Annotated in this window: 8 protein-coding genes; 2 read left to right on the top strand and 6 right to left on the bottom strand. The window is 68.9% G+C overall.

Translation table 11 applies throughout. From position 1 onward, the window contains the following. Positions 1 to 59: 59 nt before the first annotated feature. The gene (locus N1027_RS16445; RefSeq protein WP_259509211.1) at positions 60 to 932 is read left to right on the top strand and encodes an SDR family oxidoreductase; all 873 of its coding nucleotides are present in this window, start codon (positions 60 to 62) and stop codon (positions 930 to 932) included. Between the two features lie 16 nt (positions 933 to 948). Here N1027_RS16445 and dnaE read toward each other — a convergent pair whose 3' ends face one another. Further along, positions 949 to 4,410, bottom strand: a complete 3,462-nt coding sequence (dnaE, locus tag N1027_RS16450; protein WP_372499780.1) for a DNA polymerase III subunit alpha — start codon at positions 4,408 to 4,410, stop codon at positions 949 to 951. 251 nt (positions 4,411 to 4,661) lie between these two features. On the opposite strand from dnaE, the gene N1027_RS16455 reads away from it, so the two are divergent. After that, complete coding sequence (locus N1027_RS16455; RefSeq protein WP_259509213.1) at positions 4,662 to 6,416, top strand: cell wall-binding repeat-containing protein; 1,755 nt, start codon at positions 4,662 to 4,664, stop codon at positions 6,414 to 6,416. A gap of 45 nt (positions 6,417 to 6,461) precedes the next feature. Here N1027_RS16455 and N1027_RS16460 read toward each other — a convergent pair whose 3' ends face one another. The 5 genes from N1027_RS16460 to N1027_RS16480 form a co-directional block, all read right to left on the bottom strand. Beyond that, positions 6,462 to 10,787 carry a hypothetical protein gene (locus N1027_RS16460; protein WP_259509214.1) on the bottom strand — a complete coding sequence of 1,442 codons (4,326 nt, stop codon included), beginning with the start codon at positions 10,785 to 10,787 and terminating at the stop codon, positions 6,462 to 6,464. A gap of 28 nt (positions 10,788 to 10,815) precedes the next feature. Beyond that, entirely contained in the window at positions 10,816 to 14,706 is a 3,891-nt protein-coding gene (locus tag N1027_RS16465) for a hypothetical protein (protein ID WP_259509215.1), read from the bottom strand. A 161-nt stretch (positions 14,707 to 14,867) separates the two neighbouring features. Further along, positions 14,868 to 15,083: a Rossmann-fold NAD(P)-binding domain-containing protein gene (locus N1027_RS16470; RefSeq protein WP_259509216.1), complete on the bottom strand. Its 216-nt coding sequence runs from the start codon at positions 15,081 to 15,083 to the stop codon at positions 14,868 to 14,870. A gap of 7 nt (positions 15,084 to 15,090) precedes the next feature. Further along, positions 15,091 to 16,101 (bottom strand): DUF389 domain-containing protein, encoded by a 1,011-nt coding sequence (locus N1027_RS16475; RefSeq protein WP_259509217.1) that lies wholly within the window; start codon positions 16,099 to 16,101, stop codon positions 15,091 to 15,093. Positions 16,102 to 16,145: 44 nt separating this feature from the next. Continuing rightward, positions 16,146 to 16,805 carry a DUF11 domain-containing protein gene (locus N1027_RS16480; RefSeq protein WP_259509218.1) on the bottom strand — a complete coding sequence of 220 codons (660 nt, stop codon included), beginning with the start codon at positions 16,803 to 16,805 and terminating at the stop codon, positions 16,146 to 16,148. Positions 16,806 to 16,809 lie beyond the last annotated feature (4 nt).

Raw genomic sequence — 16,809 nt, forward strand, 5'->3', positions numbered from 1 at the left:
AACGGAAATTCCAGTGATACGCTTTCGTTGTTTCCATTGTTAACACGAAAGGACGAACCATGATCATCGTCACCGGAGCCACCGGTTCCCTCAACGGAGCCACCGCCGACCACCTGCTGCGGCGGATGTCGGCGAGCGAGATCGTCGTCGTCGCCCGCGACGTCGCCAAAGCCCAGCGTTTCGCCGACGCCGGCATCGCGGTGCGGCGCGGTGACTACGCCGATCCGGACTCGTTGCCGTTCGCGTTCGACGGCGCCGACCAGCTGCTGCTCGTCTCGGCGAGTGACCCGAGCGCCGACGCCGTGAGCCTGCACCGGGCCGCGATCGATGCGGCCGTGACCGCCGGAGTGGGTCGCGTGCTCTACACGAGCCATCAGGGCGCCTCGCTCGAGAACCCCTTCCGGCCCGCGGTCGACCATGCCGTGACCGAGCGTCTGCTCGCCGAGTCGGGTCTGCCCTGGACATCGTTGCGCAACGGCTTCTATGCGCACAGCCTCCTCTGGTTCGCCGGCCCGTGGCGCGAGACCGGCGTGATCGCCGTGCCGGCGAACGGGCCGGTGTCGTGGACAGCGCGCGAGGACGCGGCCGAAGCGGCAGCCGTCATCCTGGCTTCCGATGGTGCGCACGAGGGCCCGATCACCCTCACCGCCGGTGCCGCACCGACGTTCGAGCAGGTGGCCGCCATCGCGTCGGAGTCGACCGGACGGACGGTCGAGTGCGCGGCGCTGAGCGAGGAGGAGTGGATGGCCGCTCAACTCACCGCGGGGCAGCACGAGGTGCAGGCGCGATTCCTGCTCGGCGTGTTCCAGGCCGCCGAACGGGGCTACTTCGCCGGGGTCGACCCGCTGCTCGGCACGCTTCTGGGCCGCGAACCGCGCACGGTGCGTGAGCTGCTGGCAACGGCCGAGGAGCCCTCCGTGCGGGCCGCGTAGGGCGGGTGGCCGCGGGCTACACCAGGCAGTTCGGCCCGAGCAGCGACTTCAGCTCGCCATACAGATCAGCCGTCACGTTCACGCCGAACGGCACCTCGAAGATGCGCACGTTGTCGTTCTTGATGAGCTTCAGTCGCACCTCGGTGTCGCCGGCGTGACGGATGAGCACATCGTTCAGCGCCTGCACGGTATCGGTGGTGGCGCGCGTCTCGGCGAGCGAGATCTGGAGTGGGCCCGCGGTTCCCACCTGCCCGAGATCGGGCTGGAACATGCTGAAGGCGTGGAGGTTCATGCCGTCGTCGCGGAGCGACACGCGACCGCGCACCACCACGATGGCGTCGTTCGTGAGTGCCGGCCCGAACTCCTGATAGGTCTTGCCCATGAACATGGCGGTGATCTCGCCGTTGAAGTCCTCGACGGTGATCATGCCGTACTGATTGCCCGAGTTCTTCGCCACGCGATGCTGCACGCTCGTGATGAGCCCCGCCACGGTGACCTGGTCGCCGTCTTGCGTGTGCTCGCTCTCGAGAAGATCGAGGATGGACGTCGACGCCACCTTCGCGAGCGGGATCTCGAGCCCCGCGAGCGGGTGATCCGACACGTAGAGCCCCAGCATGTCGCGCTCGAACGCCAGCTTGTCGCGCTTGGCCCACTCGGGGCGCACCGGGATGTCGTGAACCTCTTCGGGCGCATCCCACAGCGAGTCGAAGTCGAAGCCCACCTGGCCGTTGGCTTCGTTGCGTTTCTCTGAGACCGCGTTGTCGATCATCGCCTCGTGCACCTCGATGAGGGCACGCCGGGTCGATCCGAGGGAGTCGAAGGCGCCGGCCTTGATGAGCGATTCGATGGTGCGCTTGTTGGTGGCCTGCAACGGGATCTTCTTCAAGAAGTCGCCGAAGGAGGTGAAGGCGCCCTTCTCTTCGCGGGCGGAGCGGATCAACTCGACCACGTTCATCCCGACGTTCCGCACCGCACCCATGCCGAAGCGGATGTCGGTGTCGACGGCGGTGAAGAACCCGATCGACTCGTTCACATCCGGCGGCAACACCTTGATGCCCATGCGACGACACTCGCTCAAGTAGAGCGCCATCTTGTCTTTGGAGTCGCCGACGCTCGTCAGCAGCGCCGCCATGTACTCGGCCGGGTAGTGCGCCTTCAGGTAAGCGGTCCAGTAGGAGATGACTCCGTAGGCGGCCGAGTGCGCCTTGTTGAACGCGTAGTCGGAGAAGGGAAGCAGGATGTCCCACAGAGTCTTGACCGCGGCCTCGGAGTAGCCGTTGTCGTGCATGCCCTTCGAGAAGCCCTCGTACTGCTTGTCGAGCTCCGACTTCTTCTTCTTGCCCATCGCGCGGCGCAGCAGGTCGGCCTGGGCGAGCGTGAAGCCGGCGAGTTTCTGCGCGATCGACATCACCTGCTCCTGGTAGACGATGAGGCCGTAGGTGCCGCCGAGCACCTCCTTCAGCGGCTCTTCGAGCGAGGGGTGGATGGGGGTGATCGGCTGCAGCCCGTTCTTGCGCAGCGCGTAGTTGGTGTGCGAGTCGGCACCCATCGGCCCTGGTCGGTAGAGAGCCAGAACGGCCGAGATGTCTTCGAAGTTGTCGGGCTTCATCAGCCGGAGGAGACCGCGCATCGGGCCACCGTCGAGCTGGAAGACGCCGAGCGTGTCGCCGCGCGCGAGCAGATCGTAGGACGCCTTGTCGTCGAGGTCGAGGTCTTCGAGCACGAGCTTCTCGCCGCGGTTCGACTGGATGTTGTCGAGGGCGTCGTCGATGATGGTGAGGTTTCTGAGCCCCAGGAAGTCCATCTTGATGAGGCCGAGCGATTCGGCCGCCGGGTAGTCGAACTGGGTGACGATCTGGCCATCCTGCTCGCGCTTCATGATGGGGATGATGTCGATCAGCGGATCGCTCGACATGATGACGCCGGCCGCGTGCACGCCCCACTGGCGCTTGAGGTTCTCGATGCCGAGCGCCGTGTCGAAGACCGTGCGGGCCTCGGGGTCCATCTCGATGACGGTGCGGATGTCGACGGCCTCTTTGTAGCGCGGGTGCGCCTTGTCGAAGATGCCGGAGAGCGGGATGTCTTTGCCCATGATGGGCGGTGGCATCGCCTTCGTGAGCTTCTCGCCCATGCTGAACGGGAAGCCGAGCACGCGCCCCGAGTCTTTCAGCGCCTGCTTGGCCTTGATGGTGCCGTAGGTGACGATCTGCGCCACCCGCTCGTCGCCGTATTTCTCCGTGACGTACTTGATGACCTCACCGCGCCGCCGGTCGTCGAAGTCGACGTCGAAGTCGGGCATGCTCACCCGGTCGGGGTTCAGGAATCGTTCGAAGATGAGGCCGTGCACGAGCGGATCGAGGTCGGTGATCTTCATGGCATAGGCGGCCATCGATCCGGCGCCCGAGCCACGCCCGGGGCCGACGCGGATGCCGTTGCGCTTGGACCAGTTGATGAAGTCGGCGACCACGAGGAAGTAGCCGGGGAATCCCATGCCCTTGATGACGCCCACCTCGTAGTCGGCGCGCTCGCGCACCTCCTGGGTCACGCCGTTCGGGTAGCGCTCCTCGAGGCCCTTCTCGACCTCTTTCTCGAACCAGGTGGCCTCGGTCTCGCCCGCGGGAACCGGATAGCGCGGCATGTAGTTCGCCTTCGTGTCGAAGGCGACCTCGCACCGCTCGGCGATGAGCAGGGTGTTGTCGCAGGCATCCGGGTAGTCGCGGAACAGCTGCCGCATCTCCTGGGCCGACTTCAGATAGAACTCGTCGGCGTCGAACTTGAACCGGTTGGGATCGGAGAGGGTCGAACCCGACTGCACGCAGAGCAGCGCGGCGTGGGATGTCGCGTCATGGGCGTGCGTGTAGTGCAGGTCGTTCGTGGCGACGAGCTTGAGGTCGAGCTGCTTGGCCAGCCGCAGGAGGTCGGGCATGATGCGGCGCTCGATCTCGAGCCCGTGATCCATGATCTCGGCGAAGAAGTTCTCTTTGCCGAAGATGTCGCGGAAGTCGGAGGCGGCTTTGACGGCTTCGTCGTACTGACCGAGCCGCAGGCGGGTCTGGATCTCGCCCGACGGGCATCCTGTGGTCGCGATGAGGCCCTTGCCGTAGGTGGAGAGGAGCTCGCGGTCCATGCGCGGCTTGAAGTAGTAGCCCTCGATGCTCGCTTTCGACGACAGCCGGAAGAGGTTGTGCATGCCCTCGGTGGTCTCGGACAGCAGCGTCATGTGGGTGTACGCGCCGGCGCCCGACACGTCGTCGCCACCGCCGTTGCCCCAGCGCACCCGCGTCTTGTCGCCCCGATGGGTGCCGGGAGTGAGGTAGGCCTCGGTGCCGATGATGGGCTTGATGCCCGCTTCGGTGGCCGTCTTCCAGAAGTCGAAAGCACCGAAGACGTTGCCGTGGTCGGTGACGGCGACGGCCGGCATCCCCTGCTCTTTGGCCGCCTCAATCAGGGGTTTGACTCGCGCCGCGCCGTCCAGCATCGAGTATTCGCTGTGGACGTGCAGGTGCACGAAGGAGTCGTTCGAGGGCACTGATTCTCCGGCTGTCTCGGCTTGGGTACCAAGTCTAAACGCCGGGTGGATGCGCCGTCCGGCGTGTCGTGCCGCCCGACGCATGCCGTGTCGGCCCAGCCCGTTCGATCGGAGGTCACAGGCGGGCACTACGCTGAGCACGCCACCGGCTCCGGCGGCATCCAGGGCCGCTTGCAATGCGGCTTGCAGTGGGGGAAGAAATGACATTCACCGCGCGCACCAGCGCTTACATCATCGTCGCAGCAGCACTGGCAGCGGCCTTCGGGGCGGGAGGCACCGGGGCGTCAGCCACCGATCTCGTGCCGGCCCCCTCGACTGCCACCGTCCATCAATTGGGCAGGTCGCTTTCCGGCACCTGGCGCGCGCCCTTCTCCGTTCCTGACACCCGCACCCTGCACGTCGACCTGCCCCCCGAACTTGCCGGATACGACATCGACGGTCTGAACTGGTCGCTGAGCGGATACTCCGAGGACGTGACAGGATCGATCCCTGCCACGGTCACCTCCTTCGACATCGCTGTGCCGCAAGAATTCCCGAGGAGCTCCCTCGTCGAGGTGACGATCACAAGCGCAGCCGGGTCGTCTTCCGACCACGTGCGACTCGAAGCCATGCTGGACAACTCTGTCGGTCCTATCGGCGTCCCGCCGCGCACCGTCGCCGACGTGGACTTCTCACTCACGAAGGCGCTGCAAAGCCAGGTCGACTACTCATACTCCGCATTCCCTTCGCCCGCATTCATCTCACCCGGCGGCACACTGACGCTCGCGGGCACGTATGACCTGTGGGGCAAAGGTCCGAACGGAGACTGGAGCGACCCAGACAGTCTGTTCGTCGAAGCCGACCTCATCGACGCCGCCTCCGAATCCAGCATCCAGCTTGACTACGACATCGCCGACGATGGTGATTCTTTGCAGTTGACCGTCCCGGCCACTCTGCCGGCAGGATTCGAGGAGTCGAACGATCTGAGAGTGAGTGTGACGATCATCCCGGACGCGTCCGGTTCGGCGCTCACCACGCGCCTGAGCTTCAGCGTGCGCGTCCTCTTCGACCAGGACCCGGTGATCGACCGGATCACGGGCGCCGATCGCACTGCCGTGGCCGTGGCCGTCTCCGAGCAGGCCTACCCCGACGGAGCGCCGGTCGTCTACGTCGTGACGGGCTCGAACTTCCCGGATGCGCTGAGCGCCGGCCCCGCGGCGGCAAAAGAGGGCGGGCCCCTGTTACTGACGACGGGTGCGAGCCTTGCGCCCGCCGTAGCGGACGAGCTGCACCGGTTGCATCCGTCGAAGATCGTTGTCGTCGGCGGGCCGGCGTCCGTTCCTCAAAGCGTCTTTGCCCAGTTGAACCAGATCGCGGCCACCGATCGAGTGTCGGGAGCGGATCGCTACGAGGTGTCGCGCAACCTGCTCGCCTACGCGTTCCCGAACGGCAGCTCGTTCGCCTACGTGGCCACCGGCGCAACCTTCCCGGACGCCCTGAGCGCAGGCGCACCAGCCGGCAAAGCGGGAGCGCCGGTCGTGCTCGTGAACGGCGCCTCCGATGCCGTCGACGCCCCGACAGCGGAAGCGCTGCGCTCGCTGCACCCGGAATCGCTGACCGTGGCCGGTGGACCGGCCTCCGTGTCGCCTGGCATGGAGAAGTCGCTCGCCTCGATCGTGATCACGAACAGGATCGGAGGCGCAGACCGCTACGCGGTCTCGACGGCGATCATCGACAGCGCCTACGCCTTCGTGAATCGCGCCTTCTTGGTTACCGGGTCGAACTTCCCCGACGCGCTGTCCGGCGCGGCGTGGGCTGGGGTGCTCGGCGCACCGCTCTATGTGGTGCACACCGACTGCGTGCCGCCCGCGGACCTCGCGGCGATGCGCCTCCGTGGAGTGCAGGAGGTCACGCTGATCGGAGGCCCGGTGTCGCTCACAGAAGATGTCTTCGAACTCACACCGTGTGCTTCCTGATGCGCCGCGCGCTGTCCGGGGTGCGGTGAACGCGAGCCGCCGTCGTCAGAGCAGGAGTTCGTCGGTGTAGACCAGGCGACGCTCCCAGACCGCGTTCCCGGGATGCCCGGCCTCGTCTCCCGGGATGTCCGGGTCGCCCGCGAACTCCTCCCATTCGCGCACCCGGACCCGCCAGAGCGAGGCCGGTGGGTCGGCGGGCTCCGATCCCCCACCCGCGAGCGGACGTCGCAGCGGCAGCACCTCGGGCGAGACGAGTTCGGCGCCCCAGATGAGATCGGCGGGTGGCTGCCGATCCGCCGACCGGGCACCCCACTCGCCCATCGGGGTGTGTGCCACGGTCGTCCAGCCGAGGTCTCCCCCGATTGCCGCATCGAAGCGTTCGAGCGACGCCGACATCGCGCGGCGCCTCTCGCGCGCCACCGTGGGGTCGTACTGCTCCGCCGCACCCGAGACGAGAACCCGGATGCCGCGCTCGTCGGTGCGCAACACCGTGAGCGCGCGTTCTGGCGGCAGCTGCGCGAAATCGGCGCGCACCGCAGTGGAGAGGTGGAGCCCGGCCAGGCTGACCGGCTGGTACCGCGCCACCGCCAGCCGCACGAACGGCCACAGCGCCGGCGTCTTCTCGAATGCGATGTCGACGAACCACAGACCTCGCGACGCGCTGAAGGCCGGGGCGTAGGCGACCGCCTCGACCGAGACCATCTCGGGCACCGCATCCGTCGACAGCGGAAGGGAAAGCCGCAGCTGCCCGGTGGCGGGATGACCACCTGCGGCGTCGCCGAGCGCGAGATCGGGCGCTTCGAGGGTGATGGGCCGGATGCGGCGGGCCGGCAGGGTACGGCCGGCCCACACTGGGTCGCGACCCCACTGGCTCACCCAGTCCACGTCGTCGGCGGCCGACGCACGCGAAGGCTCCGCCGCCATCAGCACGGCGAGCAGCTCGCCCTCCCCCGTGGCGAACCAGGGCCGTTCGAGGTAGACACGCAGACCCGACCGCCGTTCCCGTCGGCGGGCGAACGGCTGATCGGCGGCCGGCTCGTCGAACCAGCGGAACAGCGGCACGACCGAGTGCACCGCCGGCGCGGGCGGACGGGCCGACGACGGGATGTCGAGCACGATCGGATCGCTCAGCACGCTCTTGCCGTCGTCGCGCGGCCAGACGGCATCGGATCGGGGGTCGGATGCCGGCAACTCCGCCGGGTCGCCCCCCGCCTCCGGTCCAGCCCCCACCGGAGAAGGCGGCGCGGGCAGCGGAACCGGGGCGATCGCATCCGGGCCGAAGTATTCACGGAACCGTGTGGTCGCCCGCAGCCGGTAGGTCACGCGGCGAAAGCGGGTGTCGGCGAACTGGTGGTTCGCCTCGGCGAGCGCCCACCCGTCGTCGTTTGCTCCGCCCGGCAGGATGCGGCCGTTGAGTTCGGCGACCGTCTGACGCGGGTCGATGCCGGCGGTGAACCCGATGTCGGTCATCCATCGGAACACCGGACCGAGCGCCGCCGGGTCGTCGACCGTCTCCCGCCAGCGCGCCTCGGCGGTGAGGGATTCGGTGCTCGATCCGTGCACCACGACGGTGCCGCGGAGGGTCGCCACGGCGGCCGCGACGTTCCGCAGCACGAACAGGCCGCCCGCGCGGGGTGCGGCGACGGGGCGGGGTACCGCGTGCACCAGACGCAGTTCTTCGGCCGGTGTGAGTGCCCACAGCGCGCCGTCACGGGCCGCGGCGGAGGCGACCGAGGTGAACGACCACGGGAGCGCCCGCCACACCCCGAAGAGGTCGAGCGAACGCCCTTCGAGCGACGACGACAGCGCGAACCGCTGCTCGGAGCCGGCCGGCAATCCGAACACGATGCGACGGCCGTCGACCCGGGCGTCGAGCACGTCGGCGGCGGCGAGCTCCAATCGGAACGGCTCGGCGAACGGCCACGTGCCGAGATAGGGAGCCGTCACCGCGGCCTCGCTGAGCACCGGCCGATACCGCTCGTCGCGCCGTGGCGGGAACGACAGCGAGAGTCCGGCGGCGAGCGGATCGGGCAGATACGGCAGTTCGGCGAACTCGGTGTCGTGCACCACGTACTGCCCCGGTGCGAGAACATCGTTCGGTCCGGGCAGCGTGGTGGGAACGTCTTTGTCGCGGAGCGCTCCCGGCTCGGTGTGGAGCGACACGTAGCCGAGCGGATGCGGGGGTGCGGCCGGATCTGCGGCATCCGAGACCTCGTCGTCGAAGAACGAGCCGCTCTCGCGGAACGACCAGGCGAGCATCGTCGACCGCGCGGCCGCCGCACCGGCGCCCGTGGTGTCGAGTGCCTCGTCGAAACGGCCGTGCAGCTCGCACTGCAGCTGACTCGTCTTCGGCGGCGCCAGATGGCGAGCGGATGCCGGCACCACCGGGTCGTGGACGGTCACCGCCCCGGTCGCGCGATCCTGGGTCACCTCGGAACGCAGCACCACCACGCGCAGCGACTCGCCCTCGGTGTAGGGCTTCTCGGGAACGATGGCGGGCGGCGGCACCGGGTCCCAGCGCAGGAAGGGCGCGGGCGGGGTGACGGCGCGGAGGGTCTCGGCGTCGGCGACCCCTGGGTCGAGCGGGCCCCGCGGGTCGGCGGTCCAGTCGTCGAGCAGATGCTCGCGCGTGTTGCCCGCGAGGTCGACGCCCCAGGCACGGAACGCGTAGTCGCGGCCGAACCGCAGTCGCGGCAGCGATCCCGGCTCGACCCGGTGGTCGAAGCGGAACGGGTCGGGCGGTGCCTCGGCGGGCTCGGGCGGCTCGGCGTCGACTTTCTCGTCGATCGTGTAGCCGCCGTCGGCGTCGCGGCTGAGCTCGTCGCGCAGCCACCGCCCGGGCCGCGGGGCGGAGAGACTCCAGCCGTCCCAGCCGAACAGGGTCTCGTGCACGTGCAGGGTCGCATCCGGGGCGTCGGAGTTCTGACGCGCGGCCGTGCCCTGCGTGAAGCCCTCGAGCGGCACGTCGTCGAGGATCAATTCGCCCGCTCCCGGTCCCCCGCGGCCACCGGTGTCGTCGAGGCGGAGCGTCGTGCGGCGCCGGTGCAGCGAGTGCCAGAGGCCCGTCGTGAGGTCGAGCGCCTCGACCCGGTATCCCCGGGTGACGTCGGTGGCACCGACGGTCGGAGCGGTCGTGACGTCGGGGTTCGCCTCGAGCTCGACGACGAGCGCGCGCTGCCGCTCGGCCTGCGGGGCCGTCTTCTGATCCTGGCGCAGCCGCGCGACCGCGAACCCGGTCGCGCGGAGGGCGGGCGGGGCGCCGGTGACGTCGTCGCCGTTGCGCTCGAGGCGCGCCATCCGGGGCAGCGCCATCACGAAGCGCTCGGTCTTGAGCGCCGACCCGTCGGGATCGACCGTCATCAGCGCGAAGGCCTCCGAGTTGCCGACCGCCAGGCGCCCCTCGCTCCACTCGGCGGCCCGCGACGGGTCGGGCTCGGCGATGAGCGATCGGTCGTCGAGCATCCGCACGAGGGTGCGCGGCGATCGCGACAGGCTCTCGTCGCCCGCCACCGCGACCACGGCGGCGATCCATTGCGACCCCGCCAAGCGCCCGGGGTCGGAAACGCGCAGGTCGAGTACGAGCCCGAGTCGTCGGAGGAGCTCAGGATGATCGCCGGCCGAGCCGACCCGGCGGTGGAACTCGGCACCCGGCACCGGGAGGGGCTGGGGCGGGATGTCGATCGCCGCCGACCGGTCGTCTTCGTAGAACCTTCGCGCCTTGTAGGAATCGGCGACGAGCGCGTGCACCCACTCCGCGGAGTAGACGGGTGCTCCCTGCTCGTCGGTCTGCCACTCCACCCGGTCGAGACTCGGGTTGTCGCCCTGACGACGCGCGATGGCCTCGGTGATTCCGGGTTCGTTCACCGGCGGAGCCGTGCGCGAATACTCCGACTCGTCGACGAAGGGCACGTCGAGCCGGCGCAGCACCTCGCGGAGCGGTTCGAACAACGGATGCCGCGAGGGCGCGGGCGGCACGCTCGGCCCGGCCAGGGTCGACGCCACGACAATGCTCTTCGACGCCTCCGACAGGCCGGCCGCCGGAAAGCTCGCCCACTCGCGGGCCGACCAGTCGGGCGGGTCGTTCGACTCGACCGGCAGTTCGGGCGGGAACACCCGTGCCCACAGCGAGGAGTCGCCGTTCGGCACCAGCTCGCACTCGATCGGTCCGTCCTGATCGAGGAGGGTCACCGTGATCTCGCCCTGGCCGAGCAGCTCACCCCAGCGTGCGAAGACTCCGAAGTCACCGAGGGGCTCGCCCGCGACATCCGGAACCAGTCGCGGGGTCACGAACAGCGACACGTGAAATCCGGACGCGGGTGCGTCGGCCGCCGAATGCGGCAGGGCGGTGGCGATGAACGACTCAGACGGCACGGCGGGCTCCTTCGCTTCTCGACCGCTGCTATTCGACGGCGAACGCGTCGAGGTACTCGTCCCAGGCGCTCGTCGAGCCGTCGGGTGCGGTGATCATCTCGCGGAAACTGGGGTCACCACCCGAGCCGGCGAAGCGCCGTTCGGCGTGGAAGCTGACGGACTTGCTGAAGCCGAACACCTCGATCGTCAAGGTCACCGTTGCCGAACCGATCATCTTGCCGGTCGAGAACTCGTAGGTGAGCACGATCGAGAGTTCGAGCGATGCCGAGGCGATGCCGAGCACGTCGACCTCGCCGCGCATCCGGAAGTATCCGGTGAGCGATCCGGCGTCGCCCTCCAACCGCAGGTAGATGCCGATCGCGACCGAGATCGAGCCGGAGGCGACCCCGAGGTCGACCGACAGATAGGCGCCGGCCTCGAGACCGAGTTCGAGCAGCTCGAGCCGCTTCGGCGACATCCTGAGGCCGAACCAGCCCCCTCCTCCGATGCAGAGCACGGTCAACGTGAACGGCCGTTCGCGACTGCAGAAGTCGAAGCCCACGCTCACCGATTCGCCGAGGAACGGCACGCGCACGTACGCACCGAGCGAGATGTTCGCCAGCGCGAAGATGCCCACGGCGAGGTTCGGCAGGGCGAGCGTGAACCCGGCCTTCAGCTCCGATGGCGAGATGTCGGTGTAAGGCGGATCGGAGAATCCGTCGAAGGGAATGAGGTCTTTCAGGGTCTGCACGAACGAGAGCACGCCGACGAACTCGATGTCGCGGAACACCACGTCGACCTCGGTCTTGCCGCTCGATCCGGAGTGGAACGAGAAACGATCGAACAGCACCACCACCATGTCGGCCCCCGGCATCAGGTGCAGCTCGAAGTCGACCAGCTCGGCCAGGATCTCGACGGAGGCGTGCCCGGTGCCGCTGGCCCGACCGGTGACCGAGAGAGTGAGGTTGCGGCCACGGTTCGGCCCGGCCAGCACGAAGACGGGGCTTCCGGCGGGCCAGTCGGTGATCTCGGGCTGCCAGTCGTAGCGGTAGACCAGCTCCGCTTTCGCGAGGTCGCCGGAGGTGAGAGCGCGGTAGGCGGCACGGATGTCGCCGATGAGGCTCGTGAGCGACGCCGCATGTTCGAGGGCCTCTCCGACGTCGGCGAGCTGGTGGCGGATGAGCGGTGGCAGCTTCGCTCCGAGAGCACGGATGTCGGCCGCCACCCGCGCGAGCCCCTCGCGGAGCTGCTGCTCGGCAGCCACGGCGGCAGCGTCGTCGGCACCGACGGCGGCCGTCACGATGTCGGGCAGGGCGGCGGCCAGCGACGCGGCGTCGGTGGCCAGGGTCTCGGCGGCCGCCAGGGTCGCCTTCGCGTCGTCGATCATGGACTGCGCCGCGTTCGTGAGGCCGGCGACCTGCTGCTGCGCCTGCTGCACCGCGTGTTCGGCGGCGGCTTTCGCGCGCTCCACGTCATCGGCGAGTTTCTGCAGAGCATCCATCGTCTGCGACACGACGGCCGGCGCCGACGAGAAGTCGTGGCCGATGATCTCTTCGAGGGGAATCAGCCCGAAGAGCTTCGGCAGAGCGCCGGCCAGCGCCGCCGACGGGTCGAACTGCTGCGTCATCGCGCCGTCGGGGTCGCCGACGATGCCGGTGAGCGCCGACAAGCCGGCGAGCGGCTGGCTCGGCTGCACGAATCCGCCGCCCGACTCGCTGCTGTGATCGGGGTCGCCGAACGAAAGGATCGGCACCTGCTGCAGGGTCGCTTCGCCGTCGAGCACGACATCGACGTAGTCGACGTTCGTGATGTGCTCCTCGGTCAGGGCGATGGCCCAGACCTTGCCGGTGTTCGCGGCCGAGAACCCCTCGGTGCGATAAGTCGAGTGGTAGGCGATGGTGAGCGAGTCGACCCCCGCGATCTGTTTCGCAGCGGTCACCACCACATCCGCGGAACTCACGCGCGGAGTGGCGGTGCCGAGGCCCGCCTTGCCCCGGAAGCGCAGGAGCCTGGTCTCGACGATAGGGTCACCGCCGCCCGGCGGCGAGACCGGGCCCGATCGCGGCAGCGGTGGGGCGAAGGCGATGCGCTGCCCGCGGGCGGGCACTGAGCGAAGCGGGCTCGCGTCGTACTCCGCGTCGATGGCCGCCTGTTGGGCCGCAGCCGACGCGTGCTCGGCGACCCAGAGCAGGGGCATGTCGAGGTGAGTGGTCTTTCCCGACTTGTCGATCCCCTCGACGTGGAACGGAAACGGCATCCCGCCCACGGTGGGCCAGAACTTGTCGCCATTCGTCGCCCCCTCGTCGAGGTCGGGGGTGATGACCGGCGACAGACGAATGCTCACGAAGGGGAACTCGTTCGAGTCATAGCTGTTGACCGGCTGGGTGACCGCCAGGAAGCGGTGCTGCACGAGCTCGGCGACCGGATCGTCGGAGGGCCGGATGACACGTTGCGTGACCTTCACCAGCACGGTGCGGTGCCCGAGCGGGTAGAGGTAGCCGGGGTAGACGACGCGCACGTACTGGTCGCGACCCCCGGTGGCGACGTGATCCCAGGCGAGGATCGACGCGATGCCCGCCGCGGAGTAGGGCTTCGTGTTCCATTGGCCGTGCAGGTCGAGTGCTGCGCCGTAGGCCGAGAGCCAGAGACGGCGCGCGGCGACGGGAACCGGCGGAATGGGGGTGGCACGACGGTTCGGAGCCCACGACTCGCTCGACTGCCGCACGAGTCTCTGGCGATCGGAGCGGTTGAGGCTGCCGAGGAAGGGCTTCTCGTCGGCGGGTGTGGCGTCGAAGAGGGCGCCACCGGCCTGGTCGGCTTTCGGATCGGTCCACTGCTGGTCGAGCAGGCCGTCGCGATCGCGGGTCCAGACGGCGCGCACGATGCGCCGACGGTCGTCGGGATCGTCGACACCCTCCGGATCGCGCACGAGGCGGGTGTGCCACAGCTCGACCAGCTCGGGTCGCCCCGTCTCGGGCGGGTCGTCGCCGTGCACGGGCTCTGCGGCGTGCATCCAGCGTGCGTCGGCAGCGGGCGAGACGGCGAGGCGGAAAGGGGCCTCGATCGAGGTCTCGCCGGCCTCGGGGGGTCGACTCAGCGTCGATGGGTCGAGCTCGACGCCCGGAAAGAGCTGCCCACCCGGAAACACCGGGCGCAACCAGTTCGGGTTGCGGTCGATCGTGAATCCGCGAGCGGGCTGCAGCGGGTTGGTCTGCAGGGCGTCGAGCACACTGCTGCGGTTCTGTGCGAAGAGGTCGCGCGTGGCGCTGCGAGACAGCTTCTCGAGGCGGGCCTTCTCCGTCGTGGTCGTGGCGGCGAGCTCGACGACGCCGTCGCGGAGGCGCGCCCGCATGCCGGTGTCGACGATGATCCAGGGCCAGATGAGGATCGGCGGGAAGTCGGGATACGCGACCGGCGCCTCACCGGGTGTGGCGAGCGGATGCACCCGCATCGTCAGAGAGGGCAGCAGCGCCAGGATGCCTGCCGTGCTGAGCGGCACCGCCAGGTCGGCGGGCAGCGCGAAGACGAGACGGGATGCGCGGGCGGGGCGGAACCGGGTCGGCCCGCCGGGCACCACCACGTCGGGTGCCGGTTCGGCCGCGCTCGTCGAGGGCAGCATTGGAGGTTGGGGGGCGCCGGCCGCCTCGTAGCGCGCGCTCTCGTGCGCGTGCTGGAACGGGAAGTGCACGGCCAGGGTCGGAGGATCGGCCGCGACATCCACGCCCCCTGCTGCGCGTAATTCGGGGCCGGTCGCGCCGTCGACGGCTTCGACCCCGTGCCAGACGGTGACGAGGGAGACGAGATCGCTCGCCCGCGTGACCGGCACGACCAGGTCTCCGTCGCCGATGGGCGGGAGGGCCACGCCATCAGACCGCGGCGCGATCGCCTTCCATTCGGCCGCGGCCCACACTCGCACGCGTTCGTCGACAGATCCTGGCATCGCTGCCCCCACCGGATAAGGCTCGCAACGCGTGAGCGTCTGCACATCCGCTCCACCGCGTCAGCCAGATTTTAGGGACTTGGCAATTCCACGACAAGGCTTTCGGGTCAATTCGCCTCGCTTCCCTCGCGCCGGCATTCGCGGCGATACCGCTGGGGCGCTCACCACGGCAGCATCCCCAGCTCGTCCTGGAACGTGCCCGTCGGGCCGACCCCACTCCCGTCAGCACCGCGCGTCGCCAGCCGCACCACGATTCGAGCACTCTCCTCGGGCGACCGCCCACCCTCGAACCCGGCGGTCATGTCGGTCGTGGTGTAACCGGGCTCGAGAGCGTTGAACGTGATGCCCGGCTGCGACTTGGCGTAGTGGACGGTCAAATCAGTCTCAACGCCGACCGGATGCGCCGGGCGGCGTGTCGCGACCGGGTCGCGCCGATGAGGACATCGAGCGACGACGTTGCCGCGATCGGGTGATACGAAGTCCGACGCTGCGACCCACGTGCAACTGGATCACCAGAGTGATCGTTCCGGCCACGATCAGCCCGACCACGTTGATCCCGAGTTGCACGAGCGACGCTAGAGCCTCGTCCCAGGCTCCGACGGCCGCGGTGAGACCGATCGTGCCGACCGCGGGAACGGTCGTGATGGAGATGAACACGCCGACGAGCGCGGACGATTTGGAGCTCGTCATCGAGAGCACGCCGGCGACACCCGCCAGCAACGCGATGACCAGAGACCACCCGTCAGGCTTGACGATGAATTCCGTCAACGGGCCCGTCGTCGCGGCGACCCGATCGACCAGGCCGATGAGATTCGCAACGGCCCAGAAGAAGTACGAAACGACCGCCGCGAGCAGGAAACCACTCACGAGCGTGAAGCCGGCCGGAGCGAGGATCGCCTTTCGACGCCTTGCGAGCGCGTAGCAGATGGCCGCGATCGGTGCGAACTCGGGCCCCACGACCATCGCCCCGATGATCAGGATCGGCTGATCGAGATAGCGCCCCACCCCCGCGATCAGCGCGGCGAGCACCAAGAACACGTAGAACGCCCACGAGGGCCGCGCGTCCTCGCGCGACCGGTCGGCCAACTGGGCCCACACCACGCCGTCGCCGGGGTGTCCTGGCGCCGCCTGCTCAGCTCGATCCGCCGCATCCGACAACACCGCCATCGGCTCACTGATCGTCACCGACCCGACGGCCGGCACTCCGAGATGACGGAGCATCCGGTTGACGTTGTTGGCATTCTCTCGTGCCATCTCGAACGAGATCAGATCGCCCGCACCGTCGTCGACAGCACCCCTCACGACGGCGAGGTTCGCGATCGTCGGGTCTGCCCGCAGCTCCTGGAGAACCTGTTGGGAGAGTTCACGGGGAGCGGTCACCCGAACCGACAGCATCTGATCAGTGTGCCATGACGTGACCTGTCGCTGCCCCCGACCCGCTAGGTGGGAGGTGCCGCCCGACGGCGACGCAGGATGAATGCCAGCGCGGCTGCAACGACCACCACGACTCCGATCGACGCACCGATCAGCCACGGAGCGAGGTCGCCACCGGTCTGCTGCGGGGCGGCCGCGGCCTCTTCGGCCGCGACGCCCGCCGGCAGGATGTCGGAGTCCGAGGCACACACGATGGGTGGATCGGTGGGGCTGACGAGGGCGCAGGCGACCGTCGCCAGCCGCAGCAGCTCAACGGGGGTCTCTCCGACGGTCATGGTGGTGCGGAGGGTGGCCGTCTCGGCCGCCTTCACCTCGATCGTCCAGCTGACCGTCGACGCGCTGAGCGTTCCGCCGTTGTCGGCGGTCGAGAAGGTGAGTCCTTCGGGCACGGTCTGGGTCAGGGTCAGATCGAACGCATCCGCCGTGCCGAGGTTCTCGACGACGACCGTGTACACCAGCTCGTCGCCGGAGGCTGCCGCGTCCACGTCGTCGCTGAGCGAGATGCTCAACTGAGGCGGCGTCGGGGCGGGGTCGCGCGGCACACCGAACGCCGGCGCCGACCCGCCCAGAACCCCGGCCAGCAGCACCAGGCCGGCGCCCGCTACCGAGGCGGCGCGGTGGAGCTCAAGTCCCGTCCGTCCGCGGTGTGGTTGGTTCGCTGTCATTATT

Source organism: Herbiconiux aconitum (genome assembly GCF_024979235.1).
In the GTDB taxonomy this organism is placed as follows: Bacteria; Actinomycetota; Actinomycetes; order Actinomycetales; family Microbacteriaceae; genus Herbiconiux; species Herbiconiux aconitum.

Bases quoted from the DNA above. Each gene is read 5' to 3' on its own strand.
- N1027_RS16445 (WP_259509211.1), top strand. From the start codon at position 60: ATGATCATCGTCACCGGAGCCACCGGTTCCCTCAACGGAGCCACCGCC.
- dnaE (WP_372499780.1), bottom strand. From the start codon at position 4,410: ATGCTGGACGGCGCGGCGCGAGTCAAACCCCTGATTGAGGCGGCCAAA.
- N1027_RS16455 (WP_259509213.1), top strand. From the start codon at position 4,662: ATGACATTCACCGCGCGCACCAGCGCTTACATCATCGTCGCAGCAGCA.
- N1027_RS16465 (WP_259509215.1), bottom strand. From the start codon at position 14,706: ATGCCAGGATCTGTCGACGAACGCGTGCGAGTGTGGGCCGCGGCCGAA.
- N1027_RS16475 (WP_259509217.1), bottom strand. From the start codon at position 16,101: ATGCTGTCGGTTCGGGTGACCGCTCCCCGTGAACTCTCCCAACAGGTT.
- N1027_RS16480 (WP_259509218.1), bottom strand. From the start codon at position 16,805: ATGACAGCGAACCAACCACACCGCGGACGGACGGGACTTGAGCTCCAC.